This is a genomic window from Caulobacter sp. 05T431 (assembly GCF_056665975.1).
In genome coordinates this window covers 1-17,279 of sequence record NZ_JBFTKU010000019.1, presented here as the reverse complement: position 1 = coordinate 17,279, position 17,279 = coordinate 1, and the positions used below count along the sequence as shown (strand labels likewise).

The following is a 17,279-nucleotide window of genomic DNA, read 5'->3' as shown; positions in this document are numbered from 1 at the left end:
CGATGCGCGTTGGTTCCATTCTCCTGGCCGTGGCGCTGCTGGGGTTGACCGCCTGCGGGCCGGCCGACAAGGCCCAGGACTACGAGATCCGGGGCGGCAAGGGTCCCACCGCCATCCCGGCCCCTGGCGTCGTGACGCGTCATGCGGTGTCCGGCTCGATCGATCGCTTCACGCCCTATACGGGCGGCCCGCTGGCCCTGGACGAGTTCTCGGTCGGGCCGCTGATGGCCCAGACCGAGTTTTCGCTGGACGCCGTGACGCCGCGCTTCCCCAAGGCGACGGTGAAGTCCGCCTTCCTGCAACAGGGCGCGGGCGAGCCGACACCGATCATCACGGTCGAGCAGGGCGGCGGCGTCATCGAAATCCAGGGCAATCCCGGCACGGTCACGGTCGGCGACATCCGGGTGTCCGGTGGAACGCCGCAGGGGCCGCGCGGCGAGACGCTCGGCCTGAAATGGGCGAACGCCGACATGGACTATCCGCGCTGCTGGATGGGCAAGGACCGCGACCTCCACGCCGTGATCTGCACCCAGCCCGGCGAGCCGGTGCTGCGTTACGTCTTCGCCGTGCCCGGCTGGACCGCCGACACCATGCCGCCCGAGGCGGTGCTGCGCGACAAGGCGACCCTGCGCGAGTTCCTCTGGCGCGGCGGGGCGCCGGCCCAATGACCCCCCAATCTCTCATTTTAAGCGTCGACACCTGCCTGGCGGCCAGCTCGGTCGCGATCCTGGACGGCGACACGGTGCGCGCCGCCCGCAGCGAGCCCATGACCCGCGGCCATCAGGAGCGGGTCGCCGTCATCGCCCGCGAGGTCGCCGCCGAGGCCGGGGTGAAGTTCGCCGACCTGACCCGCATCGCCGTCACCGTCGGACCCGGCTCGTTCACCGGCCTCCGCGTCGGGCTGTCCTTCGCCAAGGGCCTGGCCACGGCCCTGTCGATCCCGTGCGTGGGGGTCAACACCCTGGAGGCTCTGGCCGCGTCGGCCAACGCGTCCGGCTTCGTGGCCGGCGTGCTCGACGCCAAGATGGGCCAGGTCTATCTGCAGGTCTTCGACGGCGGAGCGGCCCTGATGGCGCCCGACGCCCTGGAGATCGGGGTCGCCGCCGCGCGCCTGGCCGAGCTCTATTCCGGCGGACCGGCGACCCTGGTCGGTTCGGGCGCGCCGCTGGTCGCCGAGGTGCTGCCCGGGGCGACCGTGCTGACCCCGGCCTTCGCCGACCCCGCCGCCGTCGCTCGTCTGGCCGCCGCCCGGCCGGTCCCGACCCATTCGCCCCGGCCGCTGTATCTGCGCGCGCCCTATGCCGTGGCGCCGGCCGCATGATCCTGCGTCCCGTCGGGCTGGAAGCCTGCTTCACCCTGGCCGACCTGCACGACCGCGCCTTCGACCGGCCCTGGTCGGCGGAGGAGTTCGAGAGCCTGCTGAAAAGCCCCGGCGCCTTCGCCGTCCTGGGCGAGGCGGGCGACCCCGAAGAGGCCAAGGGCTTCATCCTGTGCCGCGCCGTGGCCGGCGAGGCCGAGATCCTGACCGTCGCCGTCGATCCGGCCGCTCGTCGCCGCGGCTGGGGCGCGGCCCTGGTCGAAATGGCCGCCGGGATCGCCCGCGAGGCCCGGGCCTTCGAGATGTTCCTGGAGGTCGCCGCCGACAATATCGCGGCGATCAAGCTCTACGAAGCCACCGGTTTTGAGCGTGTCGGCCTGCGAAAGGGTTATTATCCCCATCCGGATGGGGCCAAGGACGCGGTGGTGATGCGTCGGACGCTTAACAGCTAGCGCCCAAATGCCTATCTTGCCCGCGAATCCCGCAGGAGACGCCACAGTGGATCGCCTCGAAAAGCTCTGCATCGAAAAGGGCATGCGCATGACCGACCAGCGTCGGGTCATCGCCCGCGTGCTGTCGTCGGCCACCGATCACCCGGATGTCGAAGAGCTGCACCGCCGCGCCCACGCCGTGGACCCGCACATCTCGATCGCCACGGTCTACCGCACCGTCCGCCTGTTCGAGGAAAGCGGCATCATCGAGCGCCACGATTTCCGCGACGGCCGCTCGCGCTACGAAGAGACGCCCGACCACCACCACGACCACCTGATCGACATGAAGACCGGCAAGGTCGTCGAGTTCGTGGACGAGGAGATCGAGGCCCTGCAGAACGCCATCGCCAAGAAGCTGGGCTACAAGCTGGTGGACCACCGGCTGGAGCTGTACGGGGTTCCGATCGAGGAATAGCGCCGGAGGGGTGTGACTTCGCTGTCCTTGCGAAAGCCCGCCCTCGCGCCCATAACGCCCCGCATGAGCGAGACCCCGCAAAAGCGCCTCTATATCAAGACCTACGGCTGTCAGATGAACGTCTACGACAGCGAGCGCATGGCCGATGTCCTGCGCCCGCTGGGCTATGGCGTGGTCGACGAGCCCGAAGGCGCCGATCTGGTGGTGCTCAACACCTGCCACATCCGCGAGAAGGCCACCGAGAAGGTCTATTCGGAGCTGGGCTACATCAAGCAGATGAAGGGCCGAAAGGCCGAGGCCGGCGGCAAGATGACCATCGCCGTGGCCGGCTGCGTGGCCCAGGCGGAGGGGAAGGAGATCATGCATCGCCAGCCGGCGGTCGACCTGGTCGTCGGACCCCAGGCCTATCACCAGCTGCCCGAGCTGATCGCCCGCGCCCACCGGGCCACCGGCGAGCGCCTGTCGGCCGACTTCGCCGCCGACGAGAAGTTCGACGCCCTGCCGGCCGAGCGCCACGTGACCGGCGTGACCGCCTTCCTGACCGTGCAGGAGGGCTGCGACAAGTTCTGCACCTTCTGCGTGGTGCCCTACACCCGGGGCGGGGAGTGGTCGCGGCCGCCGCAGGACATCGTCGAGGAGGCCAAGCGCCTGGCCGACCAGGGCGTGCGCGAGGTCACCCTGCTGGGCCAGAACGTCAACGCCTATGACGGCGGCGGCGAGACCCTGGCCAAGCTGGTGCGACGCCTGGCCAGGATCGAGGGCCTGGACCGCATCCGCTACACCACCAGCCACCCGCGCGACATGGGCGACGACCTGATCGAGGCGCACGGCGAGCTGCCGCAGCTGATGCCCTATCTGCACCTGCCGGTGCAGGCGGGCAGCGACAAGATCCTCAAGGCCATGAACCGCGACCACACGGCCGAGAGCTATGTGCGGCTGATCGAGAAGATCCGCGCCGCGCGGCCCGACATCGCCATGAGCGGCGACTTCATCGTCGGCTTCCCCGGCGAGCGCGACGGCGATTTCGAGAAGACCCTGGACCTGGTCCGCGAGGTCGGCTTCGCCTCGGCGTTCTCCTTCAAGTACTCGCGCCGCCCCGGCACGCCGGCCTCGGCCATGCCCGGCCAGGTGGACGAGGCGGTCAAGGCCGAGCGCCTGGATCGGCTGAACGCCCTGCTCGACGAGCAGCAGAAGACCTTCAACGCCGCCCAGGTCGGCAAGGTCCTGCCGGTGCTGTTCGAGAAAAAAGGCCGCAACCCCGGTCAAATCGTCGGTCGCAGTCCCTATCTGCAAGCGGTCCACGCCGTCGGGTCCGATGACCTGATCGGCAAGATCGTTCCCGTCCGCATCGAGTCGTCGGCCAAGATGAGCCTGGGCGGCGTGCTCGAGAGCCAGTCCCTTCCGGAGCCCGCTTGAGCCGCACGCCTGAGTTCCTGCCCCTGTCCGACACCGCCGTCCGCGCCGTTTCCGGGCCGAACGGCCGTCACGCCGCCCTGATCGAGGACGCCTTCAAGGTGTTGATCGAGACCCCGGGCGGCGGGGTGACGATCACCGGCGACGTCAAGGCGCGGGCCGGCGCCAAGCGGGCGATCCAGGCCCTGGCCCACCGGGCCGACGCCGACGACGAGGTGGTCGAGGCCGACGTCCGCGTGGCCGTGGGCGAGGCCCACAGCGCGTCCGGCCAGGCCTCGCCCCGCGCCGTGCGCAAGGGCAGCGTCTCGCCCAAGACCAAGGGCCAGGCCCGCTACATGGAGGCCATGGCCAGCCACCCGCTGTGCTTCGGCCTGGGCCCCGCCGGCACCGGCAAGACCTTCCTGGCCGTGGCGCAAGGGGCGGGCATGCTGCTGCGCGGCGAGGTCGACCGTCTGATCGTCACCCGTCCCGCCGTCGAGGCCGGCGAGAAGCTGGGCTTCCTGCCGGGCGACCTGAACGAGAAGGTCGATCCCTACATGGCCCCCGTCTGGGAGGCCCTGACCGACATCATGGGCGCCGACCAGCTGCGTCGCCGTCGCGAGAAGCTGGAGATCGAGGTCGCCCCGATCGCCTTCATGCGCGGCCGCACCCTGGCCCATGCGTTCGTCATCGTCGACGAGGCCCAGAACTGCTCGCGCCTGCAGATGAAGATGGTGCTGACCCGCCTGGGCGAGGGCGCGCGGATGGTGGTGACGGGCGACCCGACCCAGGTCGACTTGCTGAACCCCCGCGACTCCGGCCTGGCCCACGCGGTGTCGATCCTGGAAGGCGTCGAGGGCGTGGCGGTGTCGCGCTTCACCTCGGCCGACGTGGTGCGCCACCCGCTGGTCGAGCGCATCGTCAAGGCCTACGACGCCGACGCCCTGCAGACGACGACGCGCTAGATGACCATCACCGTCGACATCGAGATCGAGGACGAGGCCTGGACCCAGGCCGAGCCGGAGGTCGAGGCCCTGGTCTGGCGCGCCGCCCAGGCCGTGCTGGACGCGCACGAGGACATCGAAGGGCAGGGGATCGTCATCCTGCTGGCCGACGACGACAGCGTCCAGGCGCTGAACCGCGACTTCCGCCAGAAGGACTACGCGACCAACGTCCTGTCCTTCCCGTCGCCGCCCAATCCCGAGGGCCAGATCGGCGACATCGCCCTGGCGTTCGGGGTCTGCCGGCGCGAAGCGGCCGAGCAGGGCAAGCCTCTTGCGCACCATTTGCAACATCTGGTGGCGCATGGGGTGCTTCATCTCTTAGGATACGACCATCAGGACGACGGCGAGGCCGAGGCCATGGAAGCGTTCGAGCGCGAGATTCTCGCGGGCTTGGACATTCCCGACCCCTATGCCGAACCCGCGTCCGCTTAGATCGGTTTGCTTCCGAAGGCAGCAAACCGATCTAAGTCACTTAGCTTGAGCGTTTTCTTCACGCGAACCGGTCTCCACTTCGCTTGAAAACGCTCTGAGGGATAACCAAGCAGGGCATGCCCAGCGACGACCAGAGTTCCCCGCCCGCCGGTTCGACTCGCTTGAGTCGGGGCGTGCGGGCGTTCTTCCGTAAGATGCGCAAGGACCTCGCCGGTCGGCGGGTTCCGGGCCTGGCCGAGGCGACGCGCCCGGCCGACCCCGCCCTGGCCCACGAGGTCGACCTGGTCGACCAGGCCGAGGCGTTCCAGAGCCTGCGGGTGGCCGACGTGATGACCCCGCGCGCCGATATCGTCGCCGTCGAGGTGAGCACGCCGTTCGAGGCGGTGGTGGCCCAGTTCACCGAGGCCGAGCACTCGCGGATGCCGATCTACCGCGAGACCCTGGACGACCCGGTCGGCGTGATCCACGTCAAGGACGTGTTCCGCCTGCTGGCCGCCGACGACCGGCGGCCGGGTCCGTCGGACCAGGTCCTGCAGCGGCTGCGGCGCGAGGCGCTGTACGTGCCGGCCTCGATGCGGGCCGCCGACCTCCTGCTGCGCATGCGCACCAGCCGCATCCACATGGCCCTGGTCATCGACGAGTTCGGCGGCACCGACGGCCTGGTGACCATGGAAGACCTGATCGAGGCGGTGGTCGGCGAGATCGACGACGAGCACGACGACGCCCAGGTCTCCAACATCATCGCGCGGCCCGGCGGCCTGTTCGAGGTCGACGCCCGCGCGCCGCTGGAGGACCTGGAGGCCGCCCTCGACACCGACCTGGCCCCGCCGGACATGGAAGAGGACATCGACACCGTCGCCGGCCTGGTCGTGGCCCTGGCGGGCCGCGTGCCGCAACGGGGCGAGGTGATCGCCCACCCGGCGGGCTTCGACCTGGAAGTGGTCGAGGCCGACCCGCGCCGGGTGCGCCGGGTGCGGGTGCGTCCGGCCGTGGCCCTCGAGCCTGGCGTGGAAGCGGCCGAGCCGCCCGGTCGCGTGGCCGCTTCGTGAACCTGCCGGCCCCGCCGAAACTGACGCCCTGGCGGGTGCGCGGCCTGGCGCTGCTGGCCGGCCTGGCCGCCGCCCTGGCCCATCCACCGTTCGGTTTCCTGCCCGGCCTGCTGGGCTACGCCGTGCTGCTGTGGCTGCTCGACGCGGTCGAGGGCCCCCGACCCCTGCGCTCGGCCTTCCTACGCGGCTGGCTGATGGGCCTGGCCTATTTCGGCCTCTCCACCTGGTGGATCGCCGAGGCCTTCATGGTCGACGCCGCCAACCAGGGCTGGATGGCTCCGTTCGCCGTGGCCGCCATGGCCGCGGGCATGGCGCTGTTCTGGGGGCTGGCGGCGGTGCTCTATCGCCTGGTCCGTCCCGCCGGCGTGCGGCGGGTGCTGCTGTTCGCCGGCGCCTTCGCCCTGCTGGAATGGACCCGCGGCCACATCCTGACCGGCTTCCCCTGGAACCTGCCGGGCGAGACCTGGCGGGCCGGCTCGGCCGTGTCGCAGACCGCCGGCGTGGTCGGCGCCTACGGCCTGACCTGGATCACCCTGGCGATCGCCGCCGCCCCGGCGGTGTGGCGGGACGGCAGGCGCGGCCGGATCGCGGTCGGCGCGGCCGCCGTCGTCCTGGTCGGGCTGTTCGCCGGCGGAGCCATCGCGCTCTCGCGGCCGCCGTCCGCGCCCGGGTCGGCCCTGACCGTCCGCATCGTCCAGGCCGACATCCCCCAGGAATCCAAGTGGGACGCCCAGCGCTTCGCCCAGATCGTCCGGGCCTATGTCTCCCTGACCGCCAAGCCCTACGCCGGCAAGCCCGCTGACATCGTCGTCTGGCCCGAAGGCGCCCTGCCGCTGGCCATCAACGACTACATGGTCCCCGGCAGCTGGGTGCGGCAGGACATCGTCGACGCCCTCCAGCCCGGCCAGCTGATGTTGCTGGGCGGCTACCGCTACGAGGGCCCGCCCGACAAGCCGGTCTATTACAACAGCCTGGTCGCCCTGCGCCGCACGGCGGACGACGTCGTGGTGGTCGGCATCTACGACAAGCACCGGCTGGTGCCGTTTGGGGAATATCTGCCCGCCGACGCCTTGATGACGAAGATCGGCTTCAAGAGCATGGCCCACCTGGGCGACGGCTTCGCCACCGGGCCCAAGCCCGCGCCGCTGCGCGTGGCGCCCGACCTGCTGGTCCAGCCGCTGATCTGCTACGAAAGCCTGTTCCCGCGCCTGGCCAAGCCGGTCCCTGGCGTGCGGGCGATCGTCAACGTCTCGAACGACGCCTGGTTCGGGGTCACCTCCGGGCCGTTGCAGCACCTGAACCTGGCCAGCTATCGCGCGATCGAGACCGGCCTGCCGCTGATCCGCGCCACGCCCACGGGCGTCTCCGCCCTGATCGACGCGCGGGGAAGAATTTTGCCCGGCGCCCGCTTGAAACTTGGCGAATCAGGGGTGATCGACGGTAAGGTTAGTGACGTCGGTTCGCCGACCCCGTTCTCCAAGCTTGGGCACTGGCCGTTCGGACTGCTGCTTTTGGTTTCATTCCTCGCCGCGATTCGCGTTCCAGGAGGTCGAGGCTTGGAAAAAGGTCTAAACTGAAACAGACAAGCTTTCAGATACCCGTGGCTTCCTCCCAGTGATTGAAACGGCATGAACACGATTCCTGAAGAACGCTCCCCCAATCCGGTCGACCTGCACGTCGGCGCCCGGATCCGCATGCGCCGCAAGATCCTCGGCGTCAGCCAGGAGCGTCTGGCGGACGACCTGGGCCTGACCTTCCAGCAGGTGCAGAAGTACGAGCGCGGCGCCAATCGCGTCAGCGCTTCCAAGCTGTACGAGATCGCCAAGAGCCTGCAGTCATCGGTGTCCTACTTCTTCGAGGGCCTGGCCGATCCGACCGACCTCGAGGGCTTCGAGGAGAACGGCTCGGAGCAGTTCGTGCACGACTTCCTGATGACCCCGGAGGGCCTGGAGCTGGCCGCGCTGTTCCCGCGCATCGGCAAGTCCCGGGTGCGTCGCCGCATCCTCGACCTCGTCCGCTCGATGGCCGAGGACATGATCGAAGAAGACTCCGAGGCCTGATTCAGGCCGATCTCCGGATCTGGGCCAGCGAAAGCCGGGTTAGAGCGTGGCAGCCGAAAGTGGCCGCCGGTTTCGGCGTCCGCCACGCTCTAAAGGCTTGATTCAGAGCCTTTTTGGACGCCTCACATGGTTCCATGTGAGGCTAAAAGGCTCTGGGGCGTCTTGCGGACATAAACTTATCTTTATATGTTCCGCCTAGTCCCTCGGGCAGACCGTCCGCGTGGGCGACGTCATGTCCGGAGCTGACCCTTGAGCCGTTCTTCCTACATCTTCACCAGTGAAAGCGTTTCCGAAGGCCATCCGGACAAGGTCGCGGATCGGATCAGCGACACCGTCGTCGACGCCTTCCTGACCGCCGACCCCGAAGCGCGCGTCGCCTGCGAGACCCTGGTCACCACCAACCGCATCGTCCTGGCGGGCGAAGTGCGCGCCGGCAAGCCGGGCGGCGACAAGGCCGCCAACAAGCAGCTGACCAAGGACATCATCAAGTCGCTGGAGCCCAAGGTCCGGGCCGCGATCAAGGACATCGGCTACGAGCAGAAGGGCTTCCACTGGGAGAAGGCCAAGTACGCCTGCTACCTGCACGGCCAGTCGGCCCACATCGCCCAGGGCGTGGACGCTTCGGACAAGAAGGACGAAGGCGCCGGCGACCAGGGCATCATGTTCGGCTACGCCAGCACCGAGACCCCGGAGCTGATGCCGGCCACCCTGCAGTACAGCCACAACATCCTCAGCCGCCTGGCCCAGCTGCGTCACAGCGGCGAGCTGCACGAGCTGGAGCCCGACGCCAAGAGCCAGGTGACCCTGGAATATGACGCCAACGGCAAGCCGGTCCGCGTCGTCTCGATCGTCGTGTCGCACCAGCACAAGAAGAAGATCGACGGCAAGTCCGCGACCTCCAAGCGCGTGCTGGACCTGATCAAGCCGCACATCCTGCCGATCTTCCCGGAAGGCCTGATCACCAAGAAGACCCAGTGGCTGGTCAACCCGACCGGCCGCTTCGAGATCGGCGGCCCGGACGGCGACGCCGGCGTCACCGGCCGCAAGATCATCGTCGACACCTACGGCGGCGCGGCCCCGCACGGCGGCGGCGCGTTCTCGGGCAAGGATCCGACCAAGGTCGACCGTTCGGCCGCCTACGCCTGCCGCTACCTGGCCAAGAACGTCGTGGCCGCGGGCCTGGCCGAGCGCTGCACCATCCAGATCGCCTACGCCATCGGCGTGGCCCAGCCGGTCTCGTTCCACGTCGACCTGCACGGCACCGGCAAGGTCGATCCGGCCCAGCTGGAGAAGCTGCTGCCGCAGCTGATCGGCGGCGCCACCCCGCGCGCCATCCGCGAGCACCTGCAGCTGAACAAGCCGATCTACGCCCGCACCGCCGCCTACGGCCACTTCGGCCGCACGCCGGACAACCAAGGCGGCTTCTCGTGGGAGAAGACCGACCTGGTGTCGGAGCTGAAGGGCCTGGCGTAAGCCTCACCCCTTCCAGACCTATCGGAGCGGGCCTCGATCATCCGATCGGGGCCCGTTTCATTTGAGCGCGCATTTCCGGTAAACACCCGCCCATGACCAACCCCCAGCAACCCCACGGGCCGCTGCGCTCGTTCGGCCGCCTGAAGTCGCGGCCGGTGAAGCCGCGCCAGCAGGCCTTGCTCGACAGCCTGCTGCCGACCATCGCCGTGCCCCAGGCCCCGTTCCAGCCGCGCGACCTGATGCCCGAGGCCCAGGAAGTCTGGCTGGAGATCGGCTTCGGCGGCGGCGAGCACATGGCGGCCCAGGCCGCCCGCCGCCCCGACGTGCTGGTGATCGGCGCCGAGCCCTTCGTCAACGGCGTGGCCAGCGCCGTCCGGCACGTCGAGGAACAGGCGCTTTCGAACGTCCGCATCCACGAGGGCGACGCCCGCGACGTGGCGGGCTGGCTGCCCGACGCCTGCGTGGACCGGCTCTTCATCATGTTCCCCGACCCCTGGCACAAGGCCCGCCACAACAAGCGCCGCCTGATCCAGCCCGCCTTCGTGGCCGAGCTGGCGCGGGTGCTGAAGCCCGGCGCGGCCTTCCGCTTTGCCACCGACTGGGCCGACTACGCCGAATGGACGGTCGAGCGGGTGCTGGCCGACCCGGCGTTCCGCTTCGCCGACGCGGACGCCGACCGCAACGCCGCCCCGGCCGACCACGTCACCACGCGCTACGAGGAAAAGAAGCTGGGCGACTGCGCCCCGGTGTTCCTGGACTTCGTCCGGGCCTGAAGCCCTACCAGCGTCCCCGACCGGAGCGGTCGGGGGTCTGGCGCATGGTCATCGTCAGATGCGGCACGATGAAGTCGATGAAGGCCCGGATGCGCGGGACCTGTTTCAGGTCCTGGCGGGTCAGCACCCAGAACGAGGCCTGGCCCTCGACCGTGACGGGCTGGCAGTAGACCAGGTCCGGCCGCCGGTCGCCCAGGCCGGAAGGCAGGGCCACCAGGCCCAGGCCCGCCTCCGCGCCGTTGAGCATGTTCTGGACGGTGCTGCACCGGAGGGCGGCCGTCGCGCCGCCGGTCGCCTCGCGCAGCCAGCGGATGGGCGGCAGGTTCTCGGCCGCCCCCTCGCCGTCGACCACGGTGTGGCCGGCCAGGGCTTCGACCGTGGTGGGCAGGCCGTGGGCCTCGGCATAGGCCCGGCTGCAATAGACGCCCCAGAAGTCGTCGGCGACCTTGCGGGCGACCAGGTTCGAGGTCTCCAGGCCGTACGAGGCGCGCAGGGCGATGTCGGCCTCGCCCTTCTCGATGTCGAGGAAGGCGTCGGTCAGCACCAGGTCGATCTGGATGTCGGGATAGAGCCGCCGGAACTCGGCCAGGCCCGGCACCACGCCGATCGTGGCCAGGGCCTCGCTGGTGGTCAGGCGCACGACCCCGGCCATGCCCCGGCGCTGGGCCGCTAGGCGGTGCTCGACGGCCAGGGCCGCCTGCTCCATCGCTTCGGCGTGCGCCAGAAGATCGGCGCCCGCCTCGGTCAGGCTGGCCCCGGCGCGATCGCGCTCGAACAGCTTCACGCCGCCGGCGGCCTCCAGCGCGTCCAGCCGGCGAGCGACCGTGGTCTGGTTCACCCCCAGGCGCTTGGCCGCCCCAAGGGTGCTGCCGGCCCGGGCGACGGCCAGGAAGTGGCGAAGATCGTTCCAGTCGAACATGGCTCCACTCTGCAAAATCGCAGAACGGTGATGCAAGAACAATGATCGCTGAAGGTCGGGCGGATCGTTAGTTAGACGGCCTCGTCTCACCCGAAGGCCGCCCCATGCTGTTCTACTGCGACCCGCTGTCCACCGTCTGCCGCCCGATCCTGCAGTTCGCGGCCGAGCACGACCTGACGCTGGAGCACCGCCACGTCGACCTGATGTCCGACGAACAGCGGGGCGAGGCCTATGGCCGGATCAATCCCAACCGCGTCGTGCCCTTCTTGGTCGACGGCGACCTGGCCATGGGCGAGGCCTCGGCGATCCTCAAATACCTGGCCGACGGGATCGGCTCGCCGGCCTATCCGACCGACCTGAAGGCGCGGGCCAAGGTCAACGAGGCCATGGACTGGTTCAACACCAACCTCTACCGCGACTTCGGCCACCTGCTGGTCTATCCGCAGATCCTGCCGCCCGACCACATGCCGCCGGTCGAGACGTTCCCGGGCCTGATGGCCTTCGGCGCCCACGCCTGCGAGAAGTGGCTGGCGGTCCTGGACCGGCACATGCTGGGCGACCGGCCGTTCGTCTGCGGCGACGAGATCAGCCTGGCCGACTATTTCGGCGCGGCGATCGTCAGCCTGGGCTGGGCCGTGGACTTCGACTTCTCGCCCTATCCGGCGATCGCCGCCTGGCTGGCGCGGATGTCCGAGCGACCGTCCTGGCCGATCGCCAACGCCGCCTTCAACGGCTGGCTCAGCGCCATCGAGGCCCAGCGTCGCCAAGCGGTCTGAGGTCTTTTCCTTTCCCCCGTCATCCATCGGCCCGTCCGCGCCGAAAGGAGCCTTCATGTCCTATCTTCCGGCCCACGCCGCCGCCCACGATCTCTATGGCGCGATCCACAAGGGCCTGCGCTACGCCCAGGTCCGCCTGCTGACCCGCCTGGGCGCCGTCGCGCCGGACAACGGGGCGGCCGTGACCGAGCTGCTGGCCGACCTGCGGGCTCATCTGGGCGCCCGCGCCTGCCAGATCGACTTCGAGCGGCGCGAGATCCTCGTCCCCCTGGAGGCCCGGGCCCCGGGCGCGGTCACCGAGCTGGCGGAGGGGCACGCCCGCCGCCTGGCGCGCCTGCCGGTCCTGGAGACGCTGGCCGCCGAGGTCGAGCTGGCCCGGCTCCGCCAGCGCGACGCCGCCCTGCACCGCCTCTACCTGGCCTTCTCGCGCTTCGTGGCCGAGGACCTCGTCCAGATGGCCGAGGAGGAGGAAGAGTTCTCGCCGGTCCTGCAGGCCCTGTTCACGGACGCCGAACTGGTCGCCATGGACGCCCGCATGCGCGGCGCCCTGAACGACGAGCACCTGATCGACCTGGCGCGGATCATGGCGCCGGCGGCGCGGCCGGACGAACGGCTGGCCCTGCTGCGGGCGGTGCGCGAGGACATGATCCGCCAGGCCGCGCCGCCGGAGGGCTTCGCCGCGCTGCTGGCCCTGGGCGTGCGGCCCGCCCTGACCCCCGCCGACTGGGCGATGCTGGAAGCCGGTCTCGCCGCCTGAGGCGCGGGGAACGAAAAAGGCCGGCCCCTGAGGGCCGGCCTTTGGTGTCTCAGTAGCTTTCGTCGTGGCGCTTGATCGCCGCGCGGATGATCTCGGCGGTCTCTTCCGGATCGGCCCAGCCGGTGATCTTGGTCGACTTGCCCTTTTCCAGGTCCTTGTAGTGCTGGAAGAAGTGGGCGATCTGCTCGGTCAGGATCACCGGCAGGTCGCGCCAGCTGGTCACGCCCGTATAGAACGGGTGCAGCTTGTCGACCGGCACGGCCAGGATCTTCTCGTCCGACCCGGCCTCGTCGACCATCATCAGGGCGCCGATCGGGCGGCAGCGGATGATCGCGCCGGGCACCACCGGGGTCGGGCCCACGACCATGATGTCGGCCGGGTCGCCGTCGTCGGCCAGGGTGTGCGGGATGAAGCCGTAGTTGGCCGGATAGAACATCGCCGTGTGCAGGAAGCGGTCGACCATCAGCGCGCCGCTGGCCTTGTCGATCTCGTACTTCACCGGCTCGCCGCCTTGCGGGATCTCGATGACGGCGTTCAGGTCGTACGGCGGGTTCACGCCGACGGCGATCTTGGAGAGGTCCATTGTGACTCTTCGTTTGGGAAAGGTCCCGCGGGGAGGCGGGCCTGCGCGGGGCGCTTATAGGCCACAAGTGCTGCACCGCGAAAGGGGGCGGCGACGTGTCCGGGCGCGGGGGGCTTCCAACCGCCCGAACATCGCGCTATATAACTCTCACATCGTCCGTCAGCGCTGATAGCGCTTTCGAGCGGCGGCCCGAAAGGCTGCCGCTTTTTCTTTGGCCGCTCGCCCGCTAGAGCTTGCGGCCCAGTGAGTTGAGAGAACCGTGCGCGGCAAGACGCAGGAAGATATCGGTCTGGTCGAACTGCTCGATCCCGTCGCCGAGTCCGTCGGCTACGAGATCGTCCGCCTGCGCCTGATGGGCGGGGCCGAGCAGCGTCGTCTGCAGATCATGGCCGAACGACCGGACGGCGACATGAACGTCGAGGATTGCGCCAAGCTGTCGCGCGCCATCTCCGAGATCATGGACGCCGCCGATCCGATCGCCGGCGAATACACCCTGGAAGTCTCCAGCCCGGGCGTCGACCGCCCCCTGACCCGGCTGAAGGACTTCGACACCTATGCCGGTCTCGAGATCCGCATCGAGCTGGACCGCGTCGCCGAGGGCCGCAAGCGCTTCAAGGGCGAGCTGGCCGGCGTCGAGGACGGCCAGGTGGGCCTGAACATCGAGGGCGAGGACGACACCACCGTCTATTTCCCGTTCGACTGGATCGTCGAGGCCAAGCTGGTGCTCACCGATCAACTGATGAAGCGGGGCGCCGAACAGCGCGCCGCCCGCGTCGGCGCTGACGCCGACAACGACATTGACCTGTCCGAAAGTGAAGAGGACTGACCATGGCCATCGGCATTTCCGCCAACCGCCTCGAGCTGCTGCAGATCGCCGACGCCGTCGCGCGCGAAAAGGGCATCGAGAAGGAGGTCGTCATCGAGGCGATCGAGGACGCCCTGCAGAAGGCCGCCCGGGCCCGCTACGGCGCCGAGCACGACATCCGCGTCAAGATCGACCCGCGCACCGGCGAGACCACCCAGAAGCGGGTGATCGAGGTCGTGCCGGACGACTTCGAGCTGGAAGGCGAGATCGGCAAGGTCCAGCTGTCGTCGGCCAAGCGCACCTGGCGCGACGCCGAGGTGGGCAAGATCTACGAGGAGGCGCTGCCGCCGTTCGAGATCGGCCGCGTCCAGACCCAGATGGCCCGCCAGGTCGTCATGCATAAGGTCCGCGAAGCCGAGCGCGAGCGCCAGTACGACGAGTACAAGGATCGCGCCGGCGAGATCGTCAACGGCAGCGTCAAGCGCGTCGAATACGGCAATGTCATCGTCGACCTGGGCCGCGGCGAAGGCATCATGCGCCGCGACCAGTCGATCCCGCGCGAGAACTTCAACGTCGGCGACCGCATCCGCGCCTACATCTACGACGTCCGTCGCGAGACCAAGGGCCCGCAGATCATGCTGTCGCGCGCCCACGGCGGCTTCATGGCCAAGCTGTTCGCGCAGGAAGTGCCGGAAGTCTACGACGGCGTCATCGAGATCCGCGCCGTGGCCCGCGACCCGGGCTCGCGCGCCAAGATGGCCGTGATCTCCAACGACAGCAGCATCGACCCGGTCGGCGCGTGCGTGGGCATGCGCGGCTCGCGCGTCCAGGCCGTGGTGGCCGAGCTGCAGGGCGAGAAGATCGACATCATCCAGTGGTCCGAGGACGAGGCGACCTTCATCGTCAACGGCCTGGCCCCCGCCGAAGTCTCCAAGGTCGTCATGGACGAGGAGGACGAGCGCGTCGAAGTGGTGGTGCCGGACGAGCAGCTGTCGCTGGCTATCGGCCGCCGCGGCCAGAACGTCCGCCTGGCCTCGCAGCTGACCGGCTGGCAGATCGACATCATGACCGAGAGCCAGGAAAGCGAGCGCCGCCAGCGCGAGTTCTCCGAGCGCACCGCCCTGTTCCAGGAAGCCCTGGACGTCGACGAGGTCATCGCCCAGCTGCTGGTCACCGAGGGCTTCGCGGCCGTCGAGGACGTGGCCTATGTCGAGCCGCACGAGATCGCGGCCATCGAGGGCTTCGACGACGAGACCGCCGAGGAACTGCAGACCCGCGCCCGCGAATTCCTGGAAAAGGAAGCCGCCGCCCTGGACGCCAAGCGTCTGGAGCTGGGCGTCCAGGACGAGCTGCTGACCATCGAGGGCGTGACCCTGCCGGTGGCCGTGGCCCTGGGCGAAGGCGACGTGAAGTCGATCGAGGACCTGGCCGGCCTGATCCCGGACGACCTGCGCGGCTGGTTCGAGACCAAGGACGGCGAGCGCGTGCGCGAGGCCGGCATCCTGGACAGCTTCAACCTGTCGCCGGAAGACGCCGAGGCCCTGATCATGCGCGCCCGCATCGTGATGGGCTGGGTCGAGGCCCCGCCGGAACCGGAATACGTCGAGGAAGAGGAAGGCGAGTTCGAGGAAGAGGCGGGCGACGAGCCGGCCGAGGCCTCGGAGGAAGAAGCCCCCGAAGCCGAAGACGAAGCCAAGGAAGACTGACCCTAAGCCCCGGGCCTCCCACGAAAGTCGGAGGCCCGGTGTCTTTACAAGCCCATGACCGACGCGAACGCCCCCAAGACCCACGCCGAAGCCAGCCGCCAGCGCAAGGACATCGTCCTGGGCGAGGCGACCGACGAGGCGCGCCTGGTGCGGTTCGTGGCGGGCCCCGACGGGATGGTGGTCCCGGACGTGGCGCGCAAGCTGCCCGGCCGCGGCATGTGGGTGGACGCCACCCGCGAGGCCGTGGCGACCGCCGCCAAGAAGGGCCTGTTCTCGCGCTCGGCCAAGACCAAGCTGACCGCCCCGGCCGACCTGGCCGACCAGGTGGAACGGCTGCTGGCCCGACGTGTTCTGGACGGGCTGGGACTTGCACGGCGCGGCGGAACGATTATCTCAGGCTTCGAAAAGGTCTCCTCGGCCCTGGCCTCGGGACAGACCGCCTGGCTGATCGAGGCGTCCGACGGCGCCGCTGACGGTCGCCGAAAGATCCTCGCCGCGGTCCACAGGGCCCCGAACAGCCCCAAAATCTGCGGGATGTTCACGTCCGACGAATTGGGTTTGGCCTTGGGTGGGGAGAATGTGATACACACGGCGCTCCTTGCCGGGCGCGGCACTGATCGCTGGACTTTGGACGTCGAGCGGTTATCAGGCTTCCGCCCACTCCTTCCCTCGAGTTGGTCGGCGAGTTGGCGCGAGGAGCCCTAGGCCCCTGGCTTCGACGAATGGCTTCCATTCGTCGGCGACAGAGGTCTGGAACTTGAAATGAGGAGCGTGATCCGCTCCTGAGCGAAGGGTCGGGAAACGCGCTTTCTTCGGAAAGTACGTCCAGGCCCCTTTCTCGTATGGATCGAACGTTTTTTGGCCGGCCCCCCGGCGGAAGTACAAGCGAGCGCATGAGCGACGAGAACGATAACGGTCGGCCTGGTTCCAACCCCGGCGGGCGAGCGCCCATCACGCTGAAGCCCCGTCAGGGCTCGGTCAGCGCCGGCGTCGTGAAGCAGAGCTTCAGCCACGGCCGCACCAAGACGGTGGTGGTTGAAACCAAGCGCGTGCGCCCGCACGCGCCGCCGACCGGCAACCTGGCCGCGCCGTCCTCGGCCGAACGCCGTCAAGACGCCCCGCGTCAGCCCTCGTCGCAAGGCGGCGGTTCGGGCGGTGGCTCGGCCGGCGGCCTCTCGCAAAGCGAGATGGTGGCCCGCCAGCGCGCCATCGAGGCCGCCCGCGAACAGCAGGAGCGCCAGGCCGCCGACCGCCGCGCCGCCGAGGCCCGCGCCGCCGCTGACGCGGCCGCGGCTCGCGAAGCCGCCGCCAAGGCCGCCGCAGCCG

Annotated in this window: 20 protein-coding genes; 18 read left to right on the top strand and 2 right to left on the bottom strand. The window is 69.4% G+C overall.

Going from position 1 to position 17,279, the window contains the following annotated elements; genetic code table 11:
* The first annotated feature begins 2 nt into the window (after positions 1–2).
* The 12 genes from AC1U89_RS17150 (at position 3) to trmB (ending at position 10,407) form a co-directional block, all read left to right on the top strand.
* The gene (locus AC1U89_RS17150; RefSeq protein WP_479900884.1) at positions 3–668 is read left to right on the top strand and encodes a DUF1131 domain-containing protein; all 666 of its coding nucleotides are present in this window, start codon (positions 3–5) and stop codon (positions 666–668) included.
* Positions 665–1,321 (top strand): tRNA (adenosine(37)-N6)-threonylcarbamoyltransferase complex dimerization subunit type 1 TsaB, encoded by a 657-nt coding sequence (gene tsaB, locus AC1U89_RS17145; RefSeq protein ID WP_479900883.1) that lies wholly within the window; start codon positions 665–667, stop codon positions 1,319–1,321. The genes AC1U89_RS17150 and tsaB overlap by 4 nt, the downstream gene beginning before the upstream one ends.
* Positions 1,318–1,770: a ribosomal protein S18-alanine N-acetyltransferase gene (gene rimI / locus AC1U89_RS17140; protein WP_479900882.1), complete on the top strand. Its 453-nt coding sequence runs from the start codon at positions 1,318–1,320 to the stop codon at positions 1,768–1,770. The genes tsaB and rimI overlap by 4 nt, the downstream gene beginning before the upstream one ends.
* A 46-nt stretch (positions 1,771–1,816) precedes the next feature.
* Positions 1,817–2,224 (top strand): Fur family transcriptional regulator, encoded by a 408-nt coding sequence (locus AC1U89_RS17135; RefSeq protein ID WP_479900881.1) that lies wholly within the window; start codon positions 1,817–1,819, stop codon positions 2,222–2,224.
* A 63-nt stretch (positions 2,225–2,287) separates the two neighbouring features.
* Positions 2,288–3,640 (top strand): tRNA (N6-isopentenyl adenosine(37)-C2)-methylthiotransferase MiaB, encoded by a 1,353-nt coding sequence (gene miaB, locus AC1U89_RS17130; protein ID WP_479900880.1) that lies wholly within the window; start codon positions 2,288–2,290, stop codon positions 3,638–3,640.
* On the top strand, positions 3,637–4,581 hold the full coding sequence (locus AC1U89_RS17125; protein ID WP_479900879.1) for a PhoH family protein: 945 nt from the start codon (positions 3,637–3,639) through the stop codon (positions 4,579–4,581). The genes miaB and AC1U89_RS17125 overlap by 4 nt, the downstream gene beginning before the upstream one ends.
* Positions 4,582–4,599: 18 nt before the next feature.
* Positions 4,600–5,052 carry an rRNA maturation RNase YbeY gene (ybeY, locus tag AC1U89_RS17120; protein ID WP_479900960.1) on the top strand — a complete coding sequence of 151 codons (453 nt, stop codon included), beginning with the start codon at positions 4,600–4,602 and terminating at the stop codon, positions 5,050–5,052.
* A gap of 116 nt (positions 5,053–5,168) precedes the next feature.
* Complete coding sequence (locus tag AC1U89_RS17115) at positions 5,169–6,101, top strand: hemolysin family protein (RefSeq protein ID WP_479900878.1); 933 nt, start codon at positions 5,169–5,171, stop codon at positions 6,099–6,101.
* Positions 6,098–7,678 carry an apolipoprotein N-acyltransferase gene (gene lnt, locus AC1U89_RS17110; RefSeq protein ID WP_479900877.1) on the top strand — a complete coding sequence of 527 codons (1,581 nt, stop codon included), beginning with the start codon at positions 6,098–6,100 and terminating at the stop codon, positions 7,676–7,678. The genes AC1U89_RS17115 and lnt overlap by 4 nt, the downstream gene beginning before the upstream one ends.
* A gap of 51 nt (positions 7,679–7,729) precedes the next feature.
* Positions 7,730–8,161: a helix-turn-helix domain-containing protein gene (locus tag AC1U89_RS17105; protein ID WP_479900876.1), complete on the top strand. Its 432-nt coding sequence runs from the start codon at positions 7,730–7,732 to the stop codon at positions 8,159–8,161.
* 249 nt (positions 8,162–8,410) lie between these two features.
* Positions 8,411–9,634, top strand: a complete 1,224-nt coding sequence (metK, locus tag AC1U89_RS17100; RefSeq protein ID WP_479900875.1) for a methionine adenosyltransferase — start codon at positions 8,411–8,413, stop codon at positions 9,632–9,634.
* 92 nt (positions 9,635–9,726) lie between these two features.
* The gene (gene trmB / locus AC1U89_RS17095; protein WP_479900874.1) at positions 9,727–10,407 is read left to right on the top strand and encodes a tRNA (guanosine(46)-N7)-methyltransferase TrmB; all 681 of its coding nucleotides are present in this window, start codon (positions 9,727–9,729) and stop codon (positions 10,405–10,407) included.
* A gap of 4 nt (positions 10,408–10,411) precedes the next feature.
* Here trmB and AC1U89_RS17090 read toward each other — a convergent pair whose 3' ends face one another.
* Complete coding sequence (locus AC1U89_RS17090; protein ID WP_479900873.1) at positions 10,412–11,326, bottom strand: LysR family transcriptional regulator; 915 nt, start codon at positions 11,324–11,326, stop codon at positions 10,412–10,414.
* A gap of 104 nt (positions 11,327–11,430) precedes the next feature.
* Between AC1U89_RS17090 and AC1U89_RS17085 the strand changes: the two genes are divergently transcribed.
* Together AC1U89_RS17085 and AC1U89_RS17080 are read left to right on the top strand one after the other, a co-directional pair.
* A complete protein-coding gene (locus AC1U89_RS17085) occupies positions 11,431–12,102 on the top strand; it encodes a glutathione S-transferase family protein (RefSeq protein ID WP_479900872.1) in 672 nt (223 codons plus the stop codon).
* Between the two features lie 55 nt (positions 12,103–12,157).
* A complete protein-coding gene (locus tag AC1U89_RS17080; protein WP_479900871.1) occupies positions 12,158–12,859 on the top strand; it encodes a hemerythrin domain-containing protein in 702 nt (233 codons plus the stop codon).
* Between the two features lie 49 nt (positions 12,860–12,908).
* Here the strand turns inward: AC1U89_RS17080 and ppa are convergent, their stop codons facing one another.
* Entirely contained in the window at positions 12,909–13,442 is a 534-nt protein-coding gene (gene ppa, locus AC1U89_RS17075) for an inorganic diphosphatase (protein ID WP_029910284.1), read from the bottom strand.
* A 259-nt stretch (positions 13,443–13,701) separates the two neighbouring features.
* On the opposite strand from ppa, the gene rimP reads away from it, so the two are divergent.
* From rimP to AC1U89_RS17055, 4 genes are all read left to right on the top strand, one after another.
* Positions 13,702–14,268 carry a ribosome maturation factor RimP gene (gene rimP / locus AC1U89_RS17070; RefSeq protein ID WP_479900870.1) on the top strand — a complete coding sequence of 189 codons (567 nt, stop codon included), beginning with the start codon at positions 13,702–13,704 and terminating at the stop codon, positions 14,266–14,268.
* Positions 14,269–14,270: 2 nt separating this feature from the next.
* Positions 14,271–15,953 (top strand): transcription termination factor NusA, encoded by a 1,683-nt coding sequence (nusA, locus tag AC1U89_RS17065; protein ID WP_029910293.1) that lies wholly within the window; start codon positions 14,271–14,273, stop codon positions 15,951–15,953.
* A gap of 54 nt (positions 15,954–16,007) precedes the next feature.
* Complete coding sequence (locus tag AC1U89_RS17060; protein ID WP_479900869.1) at positions 16,008–16,658, top strand: RNA-binding protein; 651 nt, start codon at positions 16,008–16,010, stop codon at positions 16,656–16,658.
* A gap of 188 nt (positions 16,659–16,846) precedes the next feature.
* Positions 16,847–17,279: translation initiation factor IF-2 associated domain-containing protein (locus AC1U89_RS17055; protein ID WP_479900868.1), on the top strand; the 433-nt coding region annotated here is incomplete at its 3' end.